Annotated in this window: 16 protein-coding genes and 1 riboswitch; of the genes, 13 read left to right on the top strand and 3 right to left on the bottom strand. The window is 38.0% G+C overall.

Annotation, left to right across the window (positions count from 1 at the left end; all coding sequences use genetic code 11):
* Nucleotides 1–164: 164 nt before the first annotated feature.
* Complete coding sequence (locus tag PBF_RS16550; protein WP_035331082.1) at nt 165–398, bottom strand: hypothetical protein; 234 nt, start codon at nt 396–398, stop codon at nt 165–167.
* Nucleotides 399–640: 242 nt separating this feature from the next.
* Between PBF_RS16550 and PBF_RS16545 the strand changes: the two genes are divergently transcribed.
* The 5 genes from PBF_RS16545 (at nt 641) to PBF_RS16525 (ending at nt 6,226) form a co-directional block, all read left to right on the top strand.
* Nucleotides 641–1,582 carry a glycosyltransferase family 2 protein gene (locus tag PBF_RS16545; protein WP_035331126.1) on the top strand — a complete coding sequence of 314 codons (942 nt, stop codon included), beginning with the start codon at nt 641–643 and terminating at the stop codon, nt 1,580–1,582.
* Nucleotides 1,582–1,962, top strand: a complete 381-nt coding sequence (locus tag PBF_RS16540) for a GtrA family protein (RefSeq protein ID WP_035331080.1) — start codon at nt 1,582–1,584, stop codon at nt 1,960–1,962. Before PBF_RS16545 ends, PBF_RS16540 begins: the two co-directional genes overlap by 1 nt.
* Nucleotides 1,963–2,019: 57 nt before the next feature.
* On the top strand, nt 2,020–4,665 hold the full coding sequence (locus PBF_RS16535) for a YfhO family protein (protein WP_035331077.1): 2,646 nt from the start codon (nt 2,020–2,022) through the stop codon (nt 4,663–4,665).
* A 481-nt stretch (nt 4,666–5,146) separates the two neighbouring features.
* A complete protein-coding gene (locus tag PBF_RS16530) occupies nt 5,147–5,857 on the top strand; it encodes a hypothetical protein (protein ID WP_035331072.1) in 711 nt (236 codons plus the stop codon).
* Between the two features lie 39 nt (nt 5,858–5,896).
* Complete coding sequence (locus PBF_RS16525; RefSeq protein ID WP_035331070.1) at nt 5,897–6,226, top strand: hypothetical protein; 330 nt, start codon at nt 5,897–5,899, stop codon at nt 6,224–6,226.
* 67 nt (nt 6,227–6,293) lie between these two features.
* On the opposite strand, the gene PBF_RS25005 is transcribed toward PBF_RS16525, so the two are convergent.
* Entirely contained in the window at nt 6,294–7,223 is a 930-nt protein-coding gene (locus PBF_RS25005; RefSeq protein ID WP_051488928.1) for a hypothetical protein, read from the bottom strand.
* 201 nt (nt 7,224–7,424) lie between these two features.
* Between PBF_RS25005 and PBF_RS25525 the strand changes: the two genes are divergently transcribed.
* The 3 genes from PBF_RS25525 (at nt 7,425) to PBF_RS26550 (ending at nt 9,866) form a co-directional block, all read left to right on the top strand.
* A complete protein-coding gene (locus tag PBF_RS25525; protein WP_235192279.1) occupies nt 7,425–7,619 on the top strand; it encodes a hypothetical protein in 195 nt (64 codons plus the stop codon).
* A 146-nt stretch (nt 7,620–7,765) separates the two neighbouring features.
* Nucleotides 7,766–7,849: riboswitch (cyclic di-GMP riboswitch) on the top strand.
* Nucleotides 7,850–7,877: 28 nt separating this feature from the next.
* A complete protein-coding gene (locus tag PBF_RS16510) occupies nt 7,878–8,954 on the top strand; it encodes an Ig-like domain-containing protein (RefSeq protein ID WP_035331066.1) in 1,077 nt (358 codons plus the stop codon).
* 114 nt (nt 8,955–9,068) lie between these two features.
* A complete protein-coding gene (locus PBF_RS26550) occupies nt 9,069–9,866 on the top strand; it encodes an ankyrin repeat domain-containing protein (protein WP_051488927.1) in 798 nt (265 codons plus the stop codon).
* A gap of 153 nt (nt 9,867–10,019) precedes the next feature.
* On the opposite strand, the gene PBF_RS16500 is transcribed toward PBF_RS26550, so the two are convergent.
* Complete coding sequence (locus PBF_RS16500) at nt 10,020–10,223, bottom strand: helix-turn-helix transcriptional regulator (RefSeq protein ID WP_051488926.1); 204 nt, start codon at nt 10,221–10,223, stop codon at nt 10,020–10,022.
* A 368-nt stretch (nt 10,224–10,591) separates the two neighbouring features.
* Between PBF_RS16500 and PBF_RS16495 the strand changes: the two genes are divergently transcribed.
* The 5 genes from PBF_RS16495 (at nt 10,592) to PBF_RS24995 (ending at nt 15,970) form a co-directional block, all read left to right on the top strand.
* Nucleotides 10,592–10,990, top strand: coding sequence for a lipoprotein (locus PBF_RS16495; RefSeq protein ID WP_035331064.1), 399 nt, complete (start codon nt 10,592–10,594; stop codon nt 10,988–10,990).
* Nucleotides 10,991–11,502: 512 nt separating this feature from the next.
* A complete protein-coding gene (locus PBF_RS16490; RefSeq protein WP_035331062.1) occupies nt 11,503–12,513 on the top strand; it encodes a PD-(D/E)XK nuclease family protein in 1,011 nt (336 codons plus the stop codon).
* A gap of 51 nt (nt 12,514–12,564) precedes the next feature.
* Nucleotides 12,565–12,963, top strand: coding sequence for a hypothetical protein (locus PBF_RS16485; protein WP_035331060.1), 399 nt, complete (start codon nt 12,565–12,567; stop codon nt 12,961–12,963).
* Between the two features lie 142 nt (nt 12,964–13,105).
* Nucleotides 13,106–13,897 (top strand): lipid II flippase Amj family protein, encoded by a 792-nt coding sequence (locus PBF_RS16480; protein ID WP_035331058.1) that lies wholly within the window; start codon nt 13,106–13,108, stop codon nt 13,895–13,897.
* 417 nt (nt 13,898–14,314) lie between these two features.
* A complete protein-coding gene (locus tag PBF_RS24995) occupies nt 14,315–15,970 on the top strand; it encodes a right-handed parallel beta-helix repeat-containing protein (protein ID WP_051488925.1) in 1,656 nt (551 codons plus the stop codon).
* Nucleotides 15,971–16,497 lie beyond the last annotated feature (527 nt).

Here is a 16,497-nt window from a genome sequence, read left to right as displayed (position 1 = left end):
AGGCGCTTTTTTATAAACTGTCCGTAAATGGGGGTACAGTTCAAAGCCAGTGCCTGTTCTTATTTGAAAAATGCCAACCTGCTCCAGATCCAGCTCTTCTTCAACTAGATCCAGATAAGTATTTACCACTACTATATGTACCTGCGTACATAGGTCATCCTAGACTATTGATTTATCTGCAGTCTAAAACTAGTTTCAGATAAAACCTCTTGAACAAGGGATGCTACTTGCTGGTTGGATTGATCATCCTTTATATACTGTGATTCATCGAAGCTGCGGGCATTGACAATTACTTGTTCTGTCAGGACATTGGCATGCAGGCTTCTTATGATTAATCTGAGCTGGTTTAGTGCATTGAATCCTCCGACAGCACCGCCTTGTGCTGGTTGTAATTGCAACTGTCTTTTTCTTTAATTGTTCTATGCCCAGGAAGTCTAGGGCGGGAGATTGCTTCAATCTTTAATTCCTGTAACCCTCAATTTTTTTCAAGTTACACTGAGACAGGGTCCAAGTGTATAACTTCGGAAATATGATTGATTATTAATGTCTGCAGCAAACTTTGATGTTTAGCTGGGATACCCCACGTCAACAGCCAGAATATGATATAATTCAACTGATAAAACTAGAACCGGGTGAAGTTATGTTATTATCAGTTGTGATTCCTTGTTTTAACGAGGAGGCTGTAATCGATCGTTTTTATGAGGAGATAAATAGGGTGCTGGATACTGCTGATTTTGGGTATGAGCTGATTTTTGTAAATGATGGCAGCAGTGATCGTACGCTTGATAAAATAAAAGCTTTGGCCGGGGCTGATTCCCGGGTCCGGTTTATATCTTTTAGCCGGAATTTTGGCAAAGAAGCAGGGATGCTTGCCGGACTGAAGTATGCATCAGGGGATGCGATGCTGATTATGGATGCGGATTTGCAGCATCCTCCGGCTTTGATTCCGCAGCTGGTGAAGGGCTATGAAGAGGGCTATGATCAGGTGATTGCGAAAAGGAACCGCAAAGGGGATGCGGTTGTGCGTTCTGTTATTTCAGCGATTTATTATCAGATGATGAACCGGTTTGTTGATATTGAACTGACAGATGGGATCGGAGATTTTCGTCTGCTGAGCCGGAAAGCGGCGGACGCATTATTATCCCTTTCAGAATATAATCGTTTCTCTAAAGGATTGTTTGCCTGGATTGGTTTTAAGGAATTAGTGATAGAGTATGAAAATGTGTTAAGGGAAGAGGGCAGCAGCAAGTGGTCTTTTTCGAAGCTTTTAAATTATGGAATGGATGGAATTATTTCCTTTAATAATAAGCCGCTGCGCCTTTCTATTTATTTGGGCTTCCTGGTTACCTTTGGCGGCCTTTTATATGTGCTGCTGACGCTGATTAATATTCTTATGCACGGAATTGACGAACCGGGCTATTTTACTCTTATTGCTTCCATTCTATTATTCGGCGGCATTCAGCTGATTTTTATGGGTATTATAGGAGAGTATATCGGAAGGATTTATTATGAAACCAAAAGGCGTCCGCACTTTATCATCTCTGAGGAAAATATGACAAAAAAGATTAAGGAAGTTGATTAATGTTTGTTTTCAGCAAGCAATTTTGGCGGTTTGTAATGGTTGGATTTACAAACACCTTCAATTATTATGTATTATACCTGTTTTTTAATCATCTTTTGAATATGCCATATTTAGGCGCTCATATATTAGCGTTTTTGATCAGCATGGTTGGCTCGTTCTTCTTAAATTCTTATTTTACGTACAAAACAAAACCGACGTTAAAAAAGTTTCTGCAATTTCCGTTAACCTATGTCGTTAATTTTGTAGTTACGACGTCCGGGGTATTCATTCTGGTGGATATTTTAAAGCTGGACGAGAATATTTCCCCTTTGCTTGCATCTGTTATTGCTATTCCATTTACATTTATTGTTTCGAAGATGATCTTATTAAAAGAGGGATAAAACAGAACCTTGCTTAAGATGGGCAGGGTTCTTTTGCCGTAATGAGGAGGAGCGGTCGTGGTACATACTATAAAAAAGCATATCCTTGCGCTGCTGATTATGATCGGAGCCGTTTTCATCATTCATATCTATTTCCTGTTATCGGGTTCGTATTATAGTCCGCATAAATCAGATGCCGGGAAACAATTTGTCTTTTTTCGGTACTTTCTGCATCAGCTCTTCTCAGATGGAGAGTTTTTCTGGTCCTGGAAATACGGGCTCGGCGGGGATATATGGGGGCAATTTGCTTATTATTATGCTTCATCTGTATTTTTTTGGATCAGCATGCTTTTTGATATTCAAAATATTAAAGATGTTTTAAGTCTTAATCTGGCATTCAGTTTCATCAAGACCTTCCTGGCGATGGCATTTGTTTATGGACTTCTTCAATATAAGCAGAGAAGCAGGACAGGATCCATCCTTGCTGGATTATTATATGGAGGAGTTATTTTCTTTTCGGTGTATTCCCTGAGGGTCGATTATATGGCTGAAGCTTTTATCTGGCTTCCGCTTGTCATATTGGGATATGAAATTTATTTAAAAAAGCAAAATCCCATCTGCTTTATTTTGGGTGTATTTCTGATCGTTATCACGAATTTTTATTTTGCATTTATTACAAGTATTTATATTAATTTATACTGCGTTTTTGTTTACCTGCGGAATCATAGGCAATACCGCTTTAAAACTTTTATCAGACATTACAGCAAGATGGTGTTTTATTACGGGATTGGGTTTGGCATGGCCGGCATTTCTTTTCTCCCGTCAGTTTACGCCTTTTTGCATGCGGACCGGTTTTTTCAGGATTATCAGATCCCGCTTTTATTTGATCTGAAAACCTATAAAAGCTTCTTTTTTACACTCTTTTTCCCGGGAGAGTTTCCTATTACCGAACTGTTTAACTACACATTAGCGATGCCGCTGCTGGTTTTTGTTCTGCTGGCTGCCGGTATGACATTACATCGCTGGGAATCCCGCATTTATGCTGCCTTTTCCGGTTTCTTTCTATTGCTATATTTTTTGCCGTATTCGTATTCATTTTTCAATGGCCTATCAGCAATGCAGCCCCGCTGGCTTTACTTGTTTGTTTTTACAGTCAGTCTGGCCATCGCATTTATATATGATGATTTGCGCCTTGAGACAAAAAACATGAAACGGACAGGGATAATAGTTGGATCGGGAATCACTATCTTTGGATCTGTCATCCTGAAAAATGAATTAACCGGGAATCCTGCCAGAATGGTGGATGTATGGATTATGCTGCTTGGAATGGTTGGTGTCTTATTGCTGCTAATCAGCAGAAAAGTTCCGCAAAGGTTCACTTCCGCAGGTTTAGTTGCTGTTATGCTGTGCCATATCGGCACCGCCAATTATCATTTTTTTACGGAGCATTTAGGGCCTTATTCAGAACAGGCAGCGAAACATGAAATGAACTTCACCAATAGCGGCTATGACAACGAAGATGAGAAGGAAATAGCAGCATATCTAAAAAAACGGGATGCCGGTTTATATCGTGTAACCTGGATGAACCAGCTGGAAAGCAATACGCCTATGCTTTACGGCTTCAATGGATTTAGCACCTATCAAAGCCTGGTTTCTGCCAATATTCATCAATTTATGAAAGAACGCTTTAATATCCTGCAGCCTGTAGACTCTCCAAGCATCTTTCATAATCTGGATGAAAGGCAGTATCTGGAGACAGCTTTAAGCAATAAATTCTATATCATTCCGGAAGCAAACGGATACCGTCCATTTGGCTATCAGCTTGTTCAAACGATGAATGGGTTCAATATCTATGAAAATGAATACTTCCTTCCATTTGGCTATTTGTTAGAGTACGGCATAAACCAAAGTAAATTTGAGAACCTGAGCCCGCCTGAAAAAGATCAGCTGCTGTTCTCGGCAGCTGTTGCAGAAGATCTGGAAAAGATGAACCTTCTGCCGATGGATGAAGAAAAGCTGGATACAAAGCTGGTGCATCAAGGCTTTGAGGGAGTGGAGCTTCATGATATAAAAAGAGAAGGTTCAACTTTTCGGGCTTCCGGTGAAAAAGCCTATTTGAACTTAAAAATCGATAAACCGGAGGAACCGGGAGAACTACTGGTCGAATTGAAAGTGAAAAGTCTGGAAAACAAACAGTTTACCGCCAAAGTGAACGGCAAGCAGTTTGTAAAACGATCTCCGAAGGATAAATATGCGTATCCAAAAGAAACATTTTTGGTAAAAATAAACCCTCACTTAATCAAGGAGAATATTCATATCTTTCTGTCTGAGGGACGATATGAAATAGATCAGTTAAAGGTGTATTTTAATTCCTACAAAAACTATGAATCCCTTGCAGAGGAGCGGGTAAACCAAAGTTTTCAAGTTGAGGAATACTCTGAAAGCTCTGTGAAAGGCCAAATTCAAGCCGAGAGGGACAGTATGCTTTTCTTCCCGATACCATACAGCGAGGGATGGACCATTGAAGTTGACGGCAAGCAGGTTCCTTTTCACGAAGTAACCTATTCTTTTATAGGGGTTCCGGTGGAAAAAGGGAGCCATGAAGTGGTTCTCGCCTATAAAACCCCTTACTTTAACCTGGGATTGAGCGTTTCTGTTATCTCATTAGCGGTGTTTTTAACCGTAATTATCTTACACAGAAGAAGAAAGACAGCCGGTTCTTGATGAACTGGCTGTCTTTTGCTTACTTAAGAGTGTTGCGTAGCTTTTCCGCTTCTATTAATAATTTACTGTTGAACTAGTTTTCTGGCATGATGCCTTTTATGAGAGAATTACCTTTGAGATGGTTTCTCATGCTTGATCTATACTGCCTTGATCCGATAGTGTTTGTACCTGATCTAATAGCGCTTCTTTAGGGCTCAATGTATGTTTTAGTTTTCAACATAAGTAAAACAGCTCTGCGAAAATACCTAGTAAAGTTTTCATGCTGGGACGTGGTGCCGTCCCCTTGGCCCTCCGACCATGATCATAATTGTACACGTGACAGTTGATGCAGGAGATTCCGAAATCATAGTATTTTTTATTCGGGCAGGAAGTTAACAAGCTAAATACGATGACAAGCAGTATAAAATCCCTGGGAATTTTTATAAAAAATAGTAATATAGTGCTATGATTATAAGTACATAATCATTAAGGGGGTTAAACGATGAGAAAATATATGGGTGCAATTATTTTAGCACTATTTGCTCTAACGTCTTGTTCTGAAGAAACCGGAAAGAGCGGAGATGAAAAAGAGAATAAAGAGCAAAATGAAACACTTGAAGCACCTGTTAAAAAAGAAGCCTCAGAGGCTAAGGAAAAAGAGGGCAAAGAAGAAGCTGCAAAAGAAGAGGAGTACACTTTTAAGGAGTTTGTTAAGTTAAGTGAACAACAGCAGCGAGAAACTATTATACCCATGGTTAATAAATTGGGCTATAAGGATGAATTAGGCTTAAAATTGTTGACATTTATTAATGAGGAAGATTCGGATCTTGCTGAATACTATAAAACTATAAATGAATATGTAACTTATTATATTGAAAACTCCAGTATGCCGTCTGTTCAATTAGAAACGGCAATAGCAGATAAAGGTTACCAGCTGCCAGAAGGTGTTAACCTGACAGAAGAAATCATTAACAAGAGAATTGCCGCAGTAAAAGGAAAACCTTTATTTGAGATTACAGAGACTGATCAGCTGACCATCTTGGGGATTGGAATTGGTGATTCCTATGAGGGGGTTGCTGCAAAGTTAGGTGAGCCAGACCATGTAAATAGAATTAAGCAAAGTGGTGTAACACACAATGAATACCATTTTCATATACCAGGAAATACACTGGCAGAAGGGTTGAACCGATATCAGTTTATCTTACGATATTAAGATAATGGAGAAACGCCAGATGCGATCAGTAAGATTAAATTGATTGTAGATAATAAAGACGATATTAAACCATCGGTAGAATTACCAAGTGAGTTTACAGCCAGGTTTTCAGGCGAAACTTATATTCATAGTCCTGTAGACTTTGCGTTTACTAATTATGGTGACAACTTTACGATTAATTTCTTACATTATACGGGCGTTTATCAAGTGCTTGAATTCCTTTCGAAGGGGAATGATTTCGACTTAACTGCAAGTGTATGGGGTTATGATGAGATGCAGGTATTCGAAAGAAATAAGGGAAATATCTTTAAAGAAATTGAGTTAGAAAATGCTGAAAAAGTTCTGAGAAATGAAGAACCTGAAAATTAATAAAATAGGGGATACCATATAAAAAACAAGGCAGCTATAGGGGAATAGCTGCCTTGTTTGTGTTTCATCAGTAATCCTGAGAATCAATCAAAGTTATTTCAGCATTATCAGGATTCAGCGTCCATGTATTAAGAGTCCAAACCCCGTCAGCATTGTTATAGTCTTTTGTCTGATAAGTAAGCTTGTCAACCGTTGATGGACGTGTTGTATAGCCGATAGCGGCCCATCCGGAACGCATGACTCTGAATAGCTGGCCGTTATGGACATAATAAAGATCAGCTGATTCAAAGTTTGAGCTTTCTGTATTGGCAATCGCTAAGAGGTCCGGCTGGCCGATATAATAAGTAGGAACTTGGTACATCATCTTTCTTGATGCGTTATACACATAGTCCTTTATTTGAATTCCGGTATCAGCGATTACAGGCGAATTTTGTTTCTGTAAGTAGAGTTTGTAATTTCCTTTATAGAGTACATCTCCTTCTGAGATCCCAGCCCATACACTGTTCCAGGTTGCTGAGGAAGAAAAAGAACCGTAAGCTTTTTGCTCGTTGGATCCGACAGCATACACCTTATAGGAAATGCCTTTTGAGTCCTTAAGTGTGAAGGTTGCTCTGCTCTTATTGGCGATGGTGCATACCTGAATCTGTTTTACTTGCTCCAGTTTTGTTTTGGACGGAGTCTGGTAAGTGACGCGGCTGTCGCGTTCAACAAAGTAACCTCCCCCCACACTTAATAAACCTGGCTTAAACGCATAAATCCGGTAAAATTCCCCCGCTTTTAAAGTGCGGGAAAGTGTCCTTTTTTCACCATTAAGCTTGAATAAAGGTGTATCCTTTTTAATGGTTAAGCGGCCGATTTGGCCAGGCTTTAATTCAATGCCATCCCACCAGACCTTACTTCCGCTTTTGTAGTTTTGGCAGTTGTCTGCAGCGCTTGCAGAAGAAAAAAGACATAAAAATACGATTAATGATACTAAGAGCGCTCCGAATTTTTTCATAGGTCTTCACTCCTTCGTTATTTTAAGATGAAATTTATGAACTGAGTAAATTTTACCATAAATACTTTAGGAGAATTAGTTAAAATTGTAAAAACTGTGGAAGGTATTAAAAACATAAATCATAAAGAAATTCAGAAGAAATGGCAAAAGTTAATGATTAACAAACTATTCTGCAGCAGAACCACTATGCAGGACACTGCGTTGTATAAACTTGAAGGAGATAAAAAAGTTCCTGCCCGGACACTGAAAAAGGGTGAATTGTATCGAATTTATGCCTTTAAACCAGGAAAATTGAGTGTAGGCGGCGGGTATTATGTTGACCGGGATGTGAAAATCAAATACGAAACACCTTCGAAGACTAAGCTTGCCCAAGCAAATTGTTCTGTAAATAAATAGTCTGGAAAGTACTTAGTTTAATAATAGCTCCGCGGATCACCTGCGGGGCTTTTCTTAATGCATCAGCTGTATTTATTGACAGCAAAAAACAGCAACGAGGTACCTGTAACCATGGACCATATAAATTATTTGTAAATTTATCCGATAATAATTATGGGTACAGCCAAAGAAATTTGGTGTCACAAAGCTATAGGGGCTAAGGAGTGATTCTATGCCAGCCAGCTGCCAGGCCCTAAAATTTTGAAGGAGGAATAGGGAATGAAAAAATTTATACCTGCAGTAGCTGCCGTTCTTACATTGGGAATGGTGTTCTCAGGTCCGGCTTTTGCAGTACCAAAAGATAATCCTAAGCCGGAAAAGGTACAGAAAGTGAAGGAGAATCAAGAGTCTAACAAAGGTCAAACTCAGCAGTTAAAATCTATTGACAAGCAATTAGATAAGATTGAAGAAAAATTAACCCATTATCAGGAAAAGCTGCAGAATCTTTATAAACCTATTGAGGATTTGGAAGAAGAAACTGCCGATCCAACAGTAGAAGAAGAGACTCCTGAAAGCAGTGATCAAGGAGCGGAAGAGCAATCAAGCGAACAAGAGGACACAAATGCTCTAAGTGAGTCTGGCACAGAAGAAACAAATGAGGATTCCAGTGAAAATGAAAGTAATGTTGATGCTGCCGCAGATAATGAGGATGAATCTGAAGAGGAACCTATTAGTGAAGATGATAGTGACAGTATAGACAATGATGAAACAACTGAAGTCGATGAAGAAGATAGTTCAATTGACGAAGAAGCTGGGGAAGTAGAAGAAGAATTAAATGAATACCCTGGTTATGCCGGCAAATTCAATGCACTTCAAAACCGCTTAGATGCAGTAAATAATCGTCTGGATTCACTCGCTGCAAAAGGAACAGCTACCGAAGAATTGCAATCTCGTTATGGCAGAATTGAATTGCTTAGTACTCAGGTTAACGTAGTTTTAACGGCGCTTAAAGAATTACAGAATGATGTACAAGAAAAAGTGGATAATGATGAATCTGCAGAAGAGATGGAACCAGCAAAATCAGAGGTCCCGGCATCAAAAGAATGGAACATAAAATTTGCTCAAAAACTAAATGAAAAAACACTTTCAAACTTAGATATAATCGTTCTTGATACAGCGGAAAACCTTATTGAGACATCAATCAGTTATTCTGAAGAAACAAAATCAATAACAATCAAACCAGCCCAGCCGTATAAAGCAGGCGAAACTTATACACTATACATCGGCAAGGATATCTCAGGGGAAAATGGCTTAAAGCTAAAGAACTCTGTGAAAATGACTTTTTCAATTGAATGATTTGGAGCCTCACTCAGTATCGAAAAGCTCAATTTTTCATAGTTGAGAGCTAAATGAAGTTTTAATGAAGCTCTGGTGCTATGAACTAAATTCAAAGAGAAAGAAGGGAACTTCTTGAAGTTTTTAAAATTATTTTTATCTCTCATTCTGCTTCTGGTCATTAGTGCAAATCCTTCAAATATAAGTGCGGCCGGTACAGAGGACGATTTTTGTTCCCAATTTAAAGGACAATCAAAAATTTGGTGGGATGGGATTGAGTTAAAGCCAGGGCAAATCGGACGATTGAGTATTAAGCAGAATACACCTCTGTTTAAATTAGAAGGAGAGAAAAAGATTATTTCCCGTACGTTGAAAGCAGGAGAGTTTTACCGTATCTATGCTTTTAAGCCGGGTATGCTAAGTGTGGGTGGAGGATATTATGTTGATCGTGATGTAAAAATCACCTATCAAACTCCAAGTAAAACAAAACTAGCAGCGGTAAAATGTATCAACAACTCATTAAAAGCTGTTTCTTATAAGGAACTTGAGAAAGCAGTCATCTATGAAGGAGACCTTGGCAAAATTGAGAAATACCTAAGCAATTATGATGATAAAGATGATCTTTCTAAATTATTGGCTCAGGTATCTTATTTAAGTACGGATAGAAATAGCTTTGGATATAATGAAATTGCTGTCTTATTACTAAATAGCGGTGCAGATCCAAACTTCAAAGATTTTCAAGGGTTTACGCCACTGTCTCATGCCGTTCTCCAGCAAAACGCCGGTTTAGCCAAAATATTAATCGAAGCAGGTGCAAGCGCAGACTTTGTTAATCCTATTTCGGGTGAACAATTAATAGATGAAGTTTATGAAACTGGAAACTCCGACCTTATAAGACTATTCGAAGAAAACTGGGTAATTTCCGTCTCATAAACATCGAGACGGTTCTGCTGCTTCCTTTGAAGGAAAGCTCTGTGGAGAGAAACCTCTGCAGGGCTTTTCTTATTGCGGGAAACCGAATCCGTTCCATCTACAAGAAACCTGTCCCTTTGCTTTCATCATTCCATCACCTTTATTCCTGATTGCTTATTTCATATCCCTTAATTCTTCAACAGAAATGCCATAAAGCGCAGATAACTGTTCCATCCTTACTGCACTGGGAAAATATCGGTCATTCTCCCAGGCGGAAATCATATAAACGCTTACTCCTATTATTTTTGCTGCCTCTTTTTGGGTTAAGTTACGGGCCAATCGTTTCATTTTTAATTTGTGACCGATAGCTGGATACATATTGAAAACCTCTAAGAATGATATTTATAGGTATATTTTACTAATGAATGACAATTATAGTAGTTCTATTGTCACTTAATTAGGGAGGTTCTCGCCAAGAAAAGTGATGTTTATTAGTTTGTTCCTTTCAGTTTTATAACTTTAGGCATATTCTTACTACAGTTGAAATTCAAGTCAGGGATACTACGGCGCCCTTTTCGGCTGCTTTGGGAAGTTAAATGAGGATTTGACTAGTAAGAAAAAAATCACATTCAAAATCATTTATGTAAATTTGTAAATATACCAATTTTTGCTATAATCAACAATGTGAAAGGATAATAAAAGCTGCTGTTTAACTCCTACATAGACACCGGAAAAGAGGTGCAAAATTGAAACGTTTTTTGTTTTTCTTAATCCTGCTTTTAGCACTTTCTGGCTGTACTCAAAAAAGCGAAGAAGGAATTCGAACTGAAATTTACACAGCAGGAACAAACTATTTTGAATCCATGCAGAAAAGCGTGGAAGAACTCGACCAATCTCCATCAAAGAGTGTTATATCTAATTCAGATCACTTTAAGGATGTATGTACAAAAAAATTTGATTACAGTAAGCTCTCAAAAAAAGAAACAAAGTTTATTGATAGTGTTGGAGATTTAAGAATAGCTTACGAACACGTAACAGATAGCCGCAATCCTAAATATAAAGACAGTTTCAATGAAGAAGCAGCATTAAGCGAATTTAATAGTTTATCACAAAAATTTATAAATAATTATAAAGTAGATAAATAGAGTAAGATTATAGCGTATTAAGAGCAAAGGTCCAGCCAGAGCTGCCGCTTCCGGCAGCTTTTTCATTAATTATGAATGTCAAGGGTTGTGGACACCTTTTGTATATAAAATATAGCTGGGATAAAATAAGTTAGCTTTTTTATCTCTATTTAAATGAAGGCAGTTTTCGTAAAGTTTATTGCTTTTTCATAACTTTGTTTAATTTGCTGAGATGATTTTCGATGTGGGCACTTGATCCTCGAAAATGCTGACGCATTTCCTTCGTGCGGTGTTCATTCGAGGACGTTTATTCAATGTCCTGCGGGAGGAGAGGGAAGTGTGAGACCCCGCAGGCGAAGCCGAGGAGGCTCGCATTCCTCCCCGCGGGTTCGCTGCGTGCCTGGAGCGGAAATTAACGGGCAGAATTCATAAACCAAAGACAACAAACTTTGAAAAAAGAGCCTAAATGAAAGAAGGCGAACCAAATAGAAGTTCAGCAGAAAATTGATAAATTTAATGAGCTATTAGAAGATATGAAGAAATTTATCCAGCCTAAAAGAGAAAAAACCGTGTTTTCCATAGGCGGAAGAGGGCATTATGAAAATCCCATCAGTGATGTAATGGCTTTTTATTTGGATCCAAGTGAAGAGCATAATTTTGGGACACTTTTCATATCAAGTTTCTTAAAAGTGTTAGGGAAGAACTTAGAGATTATTGAAGAGAGTCCTATCGAAAAGATAGAACGTGAAGCAGTAACTCTCTCCGGGAACCGTATCGATATTGTGGCTGCAAGCGAGAATTGGGTTCTTGTTATCGAAAATAAAATATATCACTCTTTGCTTAATCCGTTAGATGACTATGAATTATATGTAAAGGCGAAATACCCTAATAAAGACCATATACTGGTTGTGTTATCGTTAAATGGTTTATCGGGCATTCCTGACAATTGGAATAACATCTTGTATCAAGAACTGATAGAAGAAATTAAAAAACAGGCTGGGCCTTTCATGTTCACCTCGGGTAATGCCAAATGGTCCTTTTTCTTAAGAGATTTTATATTGAATTTAGAAGAATTAATAGGAGAGCAAAAAGTGGACAAACAATTAATGGATTTTGCGCAAAAAAACTATAGCAGAATGCTCGAGCTCATTGAGATTAAAGAACAATATATTGATTCCTTAAGAAGGATGTTTTCATCAAGTTTATTAGAGACCACAGGCAGCGCTGTGCTGGATAAGGTTCATAACTGGTCAAAAAGAACAGCTATACGATTCTATTGTCCCGATAAATGGGGAGAGAAAACAAATCTTGTTTTAGTGGTGCTTCCCCAAGGCGATTTCAAAATTTATTATTATGTTTACGGAATTGAAGAACAGCATCATGAGGCTGAAAATAAAAGATTGATAATGAATGACTATAACCATTGGAAGGAAAATAAGGGAACAATATTATGCTATAAATCAGAAAAAAGATTTGATATGGAAGGTGCAGAAGTAGAATTTACATTTGCGGCACAGCAACTGAACCAGTACTTTTCCTCTTAGGAAACAGTGATTTCTATTATCCAAATGAAAACTTCAGGAGGAGATTCGAGAATGAAATTTAAATTATATTTAGCAGCGATACTGTCAGTTATTACTTTTGTATTTTCCACAGTAAATGCCGAAGCTGCATCTGCAAAGGTCTGGTGGGATGGTACAGAATTGAAAAAGGGACAAATAGGCAGAGTGACGATGCTGAAAACCGGGTTCTCTATCTTTAAATTAGAAGATGGGGAAATGGTTCCAGCCCGTTATGTGAAAAAGGGTGAAGTATTTCGCGTTTATGGAATCTACCGTGATGACTACACAACAAATTATGCTTTGGGAGCCAACCTGTTTGCCTATAGAAGCAGCCACCGATTGGATGGCAGCAACGAATATTTTCAAAAGAATTTATTCTATGAGACACCTTCTATAGCTAAGCTGGGGTTAGTAAAACAATTAAATAACTAGAATAATAGCCAGATTATAAGCTGGCTACTTTGATGCAGTTACAGTACTGACGGGCTAATAAGCGTAATAAATAATTTTATGTGATAGGAGTATATTTAATCTATCTCTTAAGACCGGAAATCCAGGCTGGAGGCATTGAACTTTGGATTTACAGCTAATTGGACTAATATTACTCACGTTAATCATTCATTTAATTGATACTCTGGCATATTCCGTTCGCCTTAATTCTGTTAAGAGCGGAAAATTTGCACTCTCCATTTCATTGTTTAATATCTTTGTGCTGTTATCAAGAACGGCAAACATGTTTCAGGCACCTTTAATCGGCGGTTTAATCGGCGCCAATATTGCTGCTGGACAGGATTCGCTTCCTGATATCAGGCTGGTCATTTTTTCTTCAACAGCCGGTACACTGCTAGGTATACTATGTATTCCTACTTTTCTCAGGATTTTTTCTAAAGCTGTTGACAAGCTTGAGGTTACTGGATCTGTTCCGTCTATTGTAGCAGAGTCCTTGAAGATAAATACGATAAAGCGAATAGTTAAGAGCACAGCAAGCCCTCGAAGAAGGATACTTTTTAGCATCAGATATAAGCAGATACCCAAGCGTTTCCTGCTCCTAAATACAATTATAACCGCCATATATACGATTGGTGTTTTGTCTGCTTATTATGCAGCCTCTTTTGTGCCTGAAGAACATCGCCTGGCTGCCTCTGCATCTTCCGGTATGATAAATGGTATTGCAACAGTTCTATTAACATTATTGGTTGATCCGCAGTCAGCTATTATTACAGATCAGGCACTTAGACAAAAGCGGCCATATGAAGATGTGAAAGCACTTGTTATTTTGCTTATTGGTACAAAATTGCTGGGAACTTTAATTGCACAGATATTTGTATTACCAGCTGCAAAAATTATTGCGAAATTCTATAGTTAGGAAGTTGCCATCGAATTGAATGACGATGGATCCATCTCCATTGAAAATATACAAAAGTTGGAGCATATATAGGAACATTCTATGAAGTACAAGACCAATTCTTCGAAATTTTATTGTTTAGATGAATAGCTCAGCGATTGGAGAGTTAAGCGGGAGTTTAATTCTGTTAAATAAATAATCTAACGAAATTAGTAGCCAGCTGCTTAGCTGGCTATTTTAGTGTGAACAGCATTGTTCCTCAAAGTGAAATACTCATCTCTTTCTAATCCGGGAACACCAAATTTTATAAATTATTAATACCATTTACCTATATAAAATTACCTAATTTATGTATAATTATGTTAAAATAAACTAATTTTAATAGGTATAAAGAATCTTTGTGGTGTTCTTTTGTTTATCAGGAGAAGGAGAAGGATAATGAATCATCTGAGGATTTATTTTGCAGGAATTATTTCAGCATTAATTCTGTCCATGCTTTGGTTGCCCAATGCATCGGCAGTTGATCAGCGCATTGTGGATAATAATAGGAATGGTTTAGATGATAATTGGGAAAGAAGATATAACCTGAAATCAGGCAAAGAGACGGAATTAGAAGATCCAGACAAAGATGGCTTGAGTAATTTTTTTGAGTATCAGCTTAATTTAAGTCCGATCACAAATGATACAGATAAAAATAAGGTCGCGGATGGGTTTGAGGATTTTGATAATGATGGATTATATAATCTTGCCGAAGTAAAAATGGGACATAATCCGAAAGTGCCACATATGGATAAAAATAAAGTTTTACATGTGTCGGATTTGATTGATCAGCCCCTTGCTAAGAATAATCGCGATATGACGGAGCTATTACAAAAAGCATTAAAGCTTGGAGCCGGCAAAATTGTGGTTTTACCACATGGAAGTTCATTTAAAATCAGTGGGTTAAAAATCCCGGACAATACTATTGTTGTCGGCTATGGATCGAAGATATACAACGATAAAACACACCAGACCCTGCTGACGATTGGCAGCGGAGTAAAGCTTTATGGAATCGAGCTGCAGGGTGCAGGCAATAAAAAGGCGGACAGCAAAGGAATTGGGATAAGGGTTAAGGGTGCAGATGTTAAAGGTTATGCCAAAAATATTATCATCGAGGATGTAATTATTCACAATATGGGCTTCTATGGTATCCTTGCTGAATTTGCTGATGATGTAAAGATATCAAATGCTGCTATTCATGATATTGGTTTTGCAGGTGTTGGGGGACTTTCTGTAAAAAATATGCATATTGATAACAGTCACATAAAGGGAATTTCACCTGGAAGCAAAGGGAATGCCTATGGTGTTTTTTATTCGCGAAAGGGTGCTGAGAGCAGTCTGAAAACGCATCCTAGAAGTGCGGATAGTTCGGTGACAAACAGTATCATAGAAGACATTCCGTTATGGGAAGCACTGGATACTCATGGCGGGGAGAATATTGTATTTAACAATAACACGATACGCAATGCGAAGGTTGGCATCGCATTTGTTAATGCAACCGGGAAAGGCGGAAATGAATTATTTGGTTCTCAAAAATGTACGGCAAAAAGCAACCGGATAGAAGGAATCGGTAAGGGGTATGGAATTGTGGTAGCCGGATCTTCATCTGATAACAGCAGAGGCTGTATAATTGAAGGAAACCAATTAACAAAGGCCGGACAGCAGGGAAATAGCATATCGGGTGCTATTCAGGCGTCTTATAGCAGAGACTTAGTTATAAAAAATAATACATTGGTCCATTCCTATGCAAATGGCATTCACTTATATACTCACAATCAGGAGTTTTCAATTGTGGGGAACAAGGTAGAAGATGTACAGGATAATGTGTATAAGGTGCCATCTGCCATCGCCTTTCGATCTGGCCATAATTCAGGGACTATATCAGGAAATACCCTCTTAAGAAAAAACGGGAAATTAAACGCTTATGTCTCTTTGAGAGGGATCAACATTTCTACACAGGAAAGAATGGATCTGGTGATTGGCAAAAATAGCAACAACTTTGTTCTTCCTGTAGCTGGAGGAGCAGGTAAACATGTGAAGTATATTTTAAAGTAAAAGCCCTCTGTATGGACGAAGAGGGTTACATCATTGCTGAGATAATTATTCTCTCTTAAATAATTGAAATAAATGAAGGAGCTTCCGTTATTCGGAGGCTTTTTTTGTTTTTTCCCTATATGTACCCTCCACATAATGACCCATCTCTTTCTTCCTCTTTCCCCTGATTTTTCAAAAAGTTAATTGTGATAAAAGAATTGTTTGAATAGTAGTATTGTTCCAATTTTCAATAATTAAGTTTTATAAAAAAAGTCAGTGGTATAAACGACTGTGAAATAAATTCCAATATTGGTTAAAAAACTTATTTATGTAAGAAGGAGTGAATCCCAGGCAATAAAATGATTATTTCATCCAATAGGGTGAAGGACTGCTCAGCCAAGGATTCAATAGCTGGCAATACATAAAACTGAGTCGATTGGTAACCCCTTCAGCTGCTGATACAAGAATAATCTCTTGCATATTCATGATCAATCCGTAAATGGATTGGCCATTCTTAAAGGGGGTGGTTAGCTGCAATTTAAAGATAC

The organism is Cytobacillus firmus DS1, assembly GCF_000565285.1.
Classification (GTDB): Bacteria; Bacillota; Bacilli; order Bacillales; family Cytobacillaceae; genus Cytobacillus; species Cytobacillus firmus_A.
Note: the sequence above shows the minus strand (reverse complement) of the source record. Positions and strands in the feature narration are given on the sequence as shown.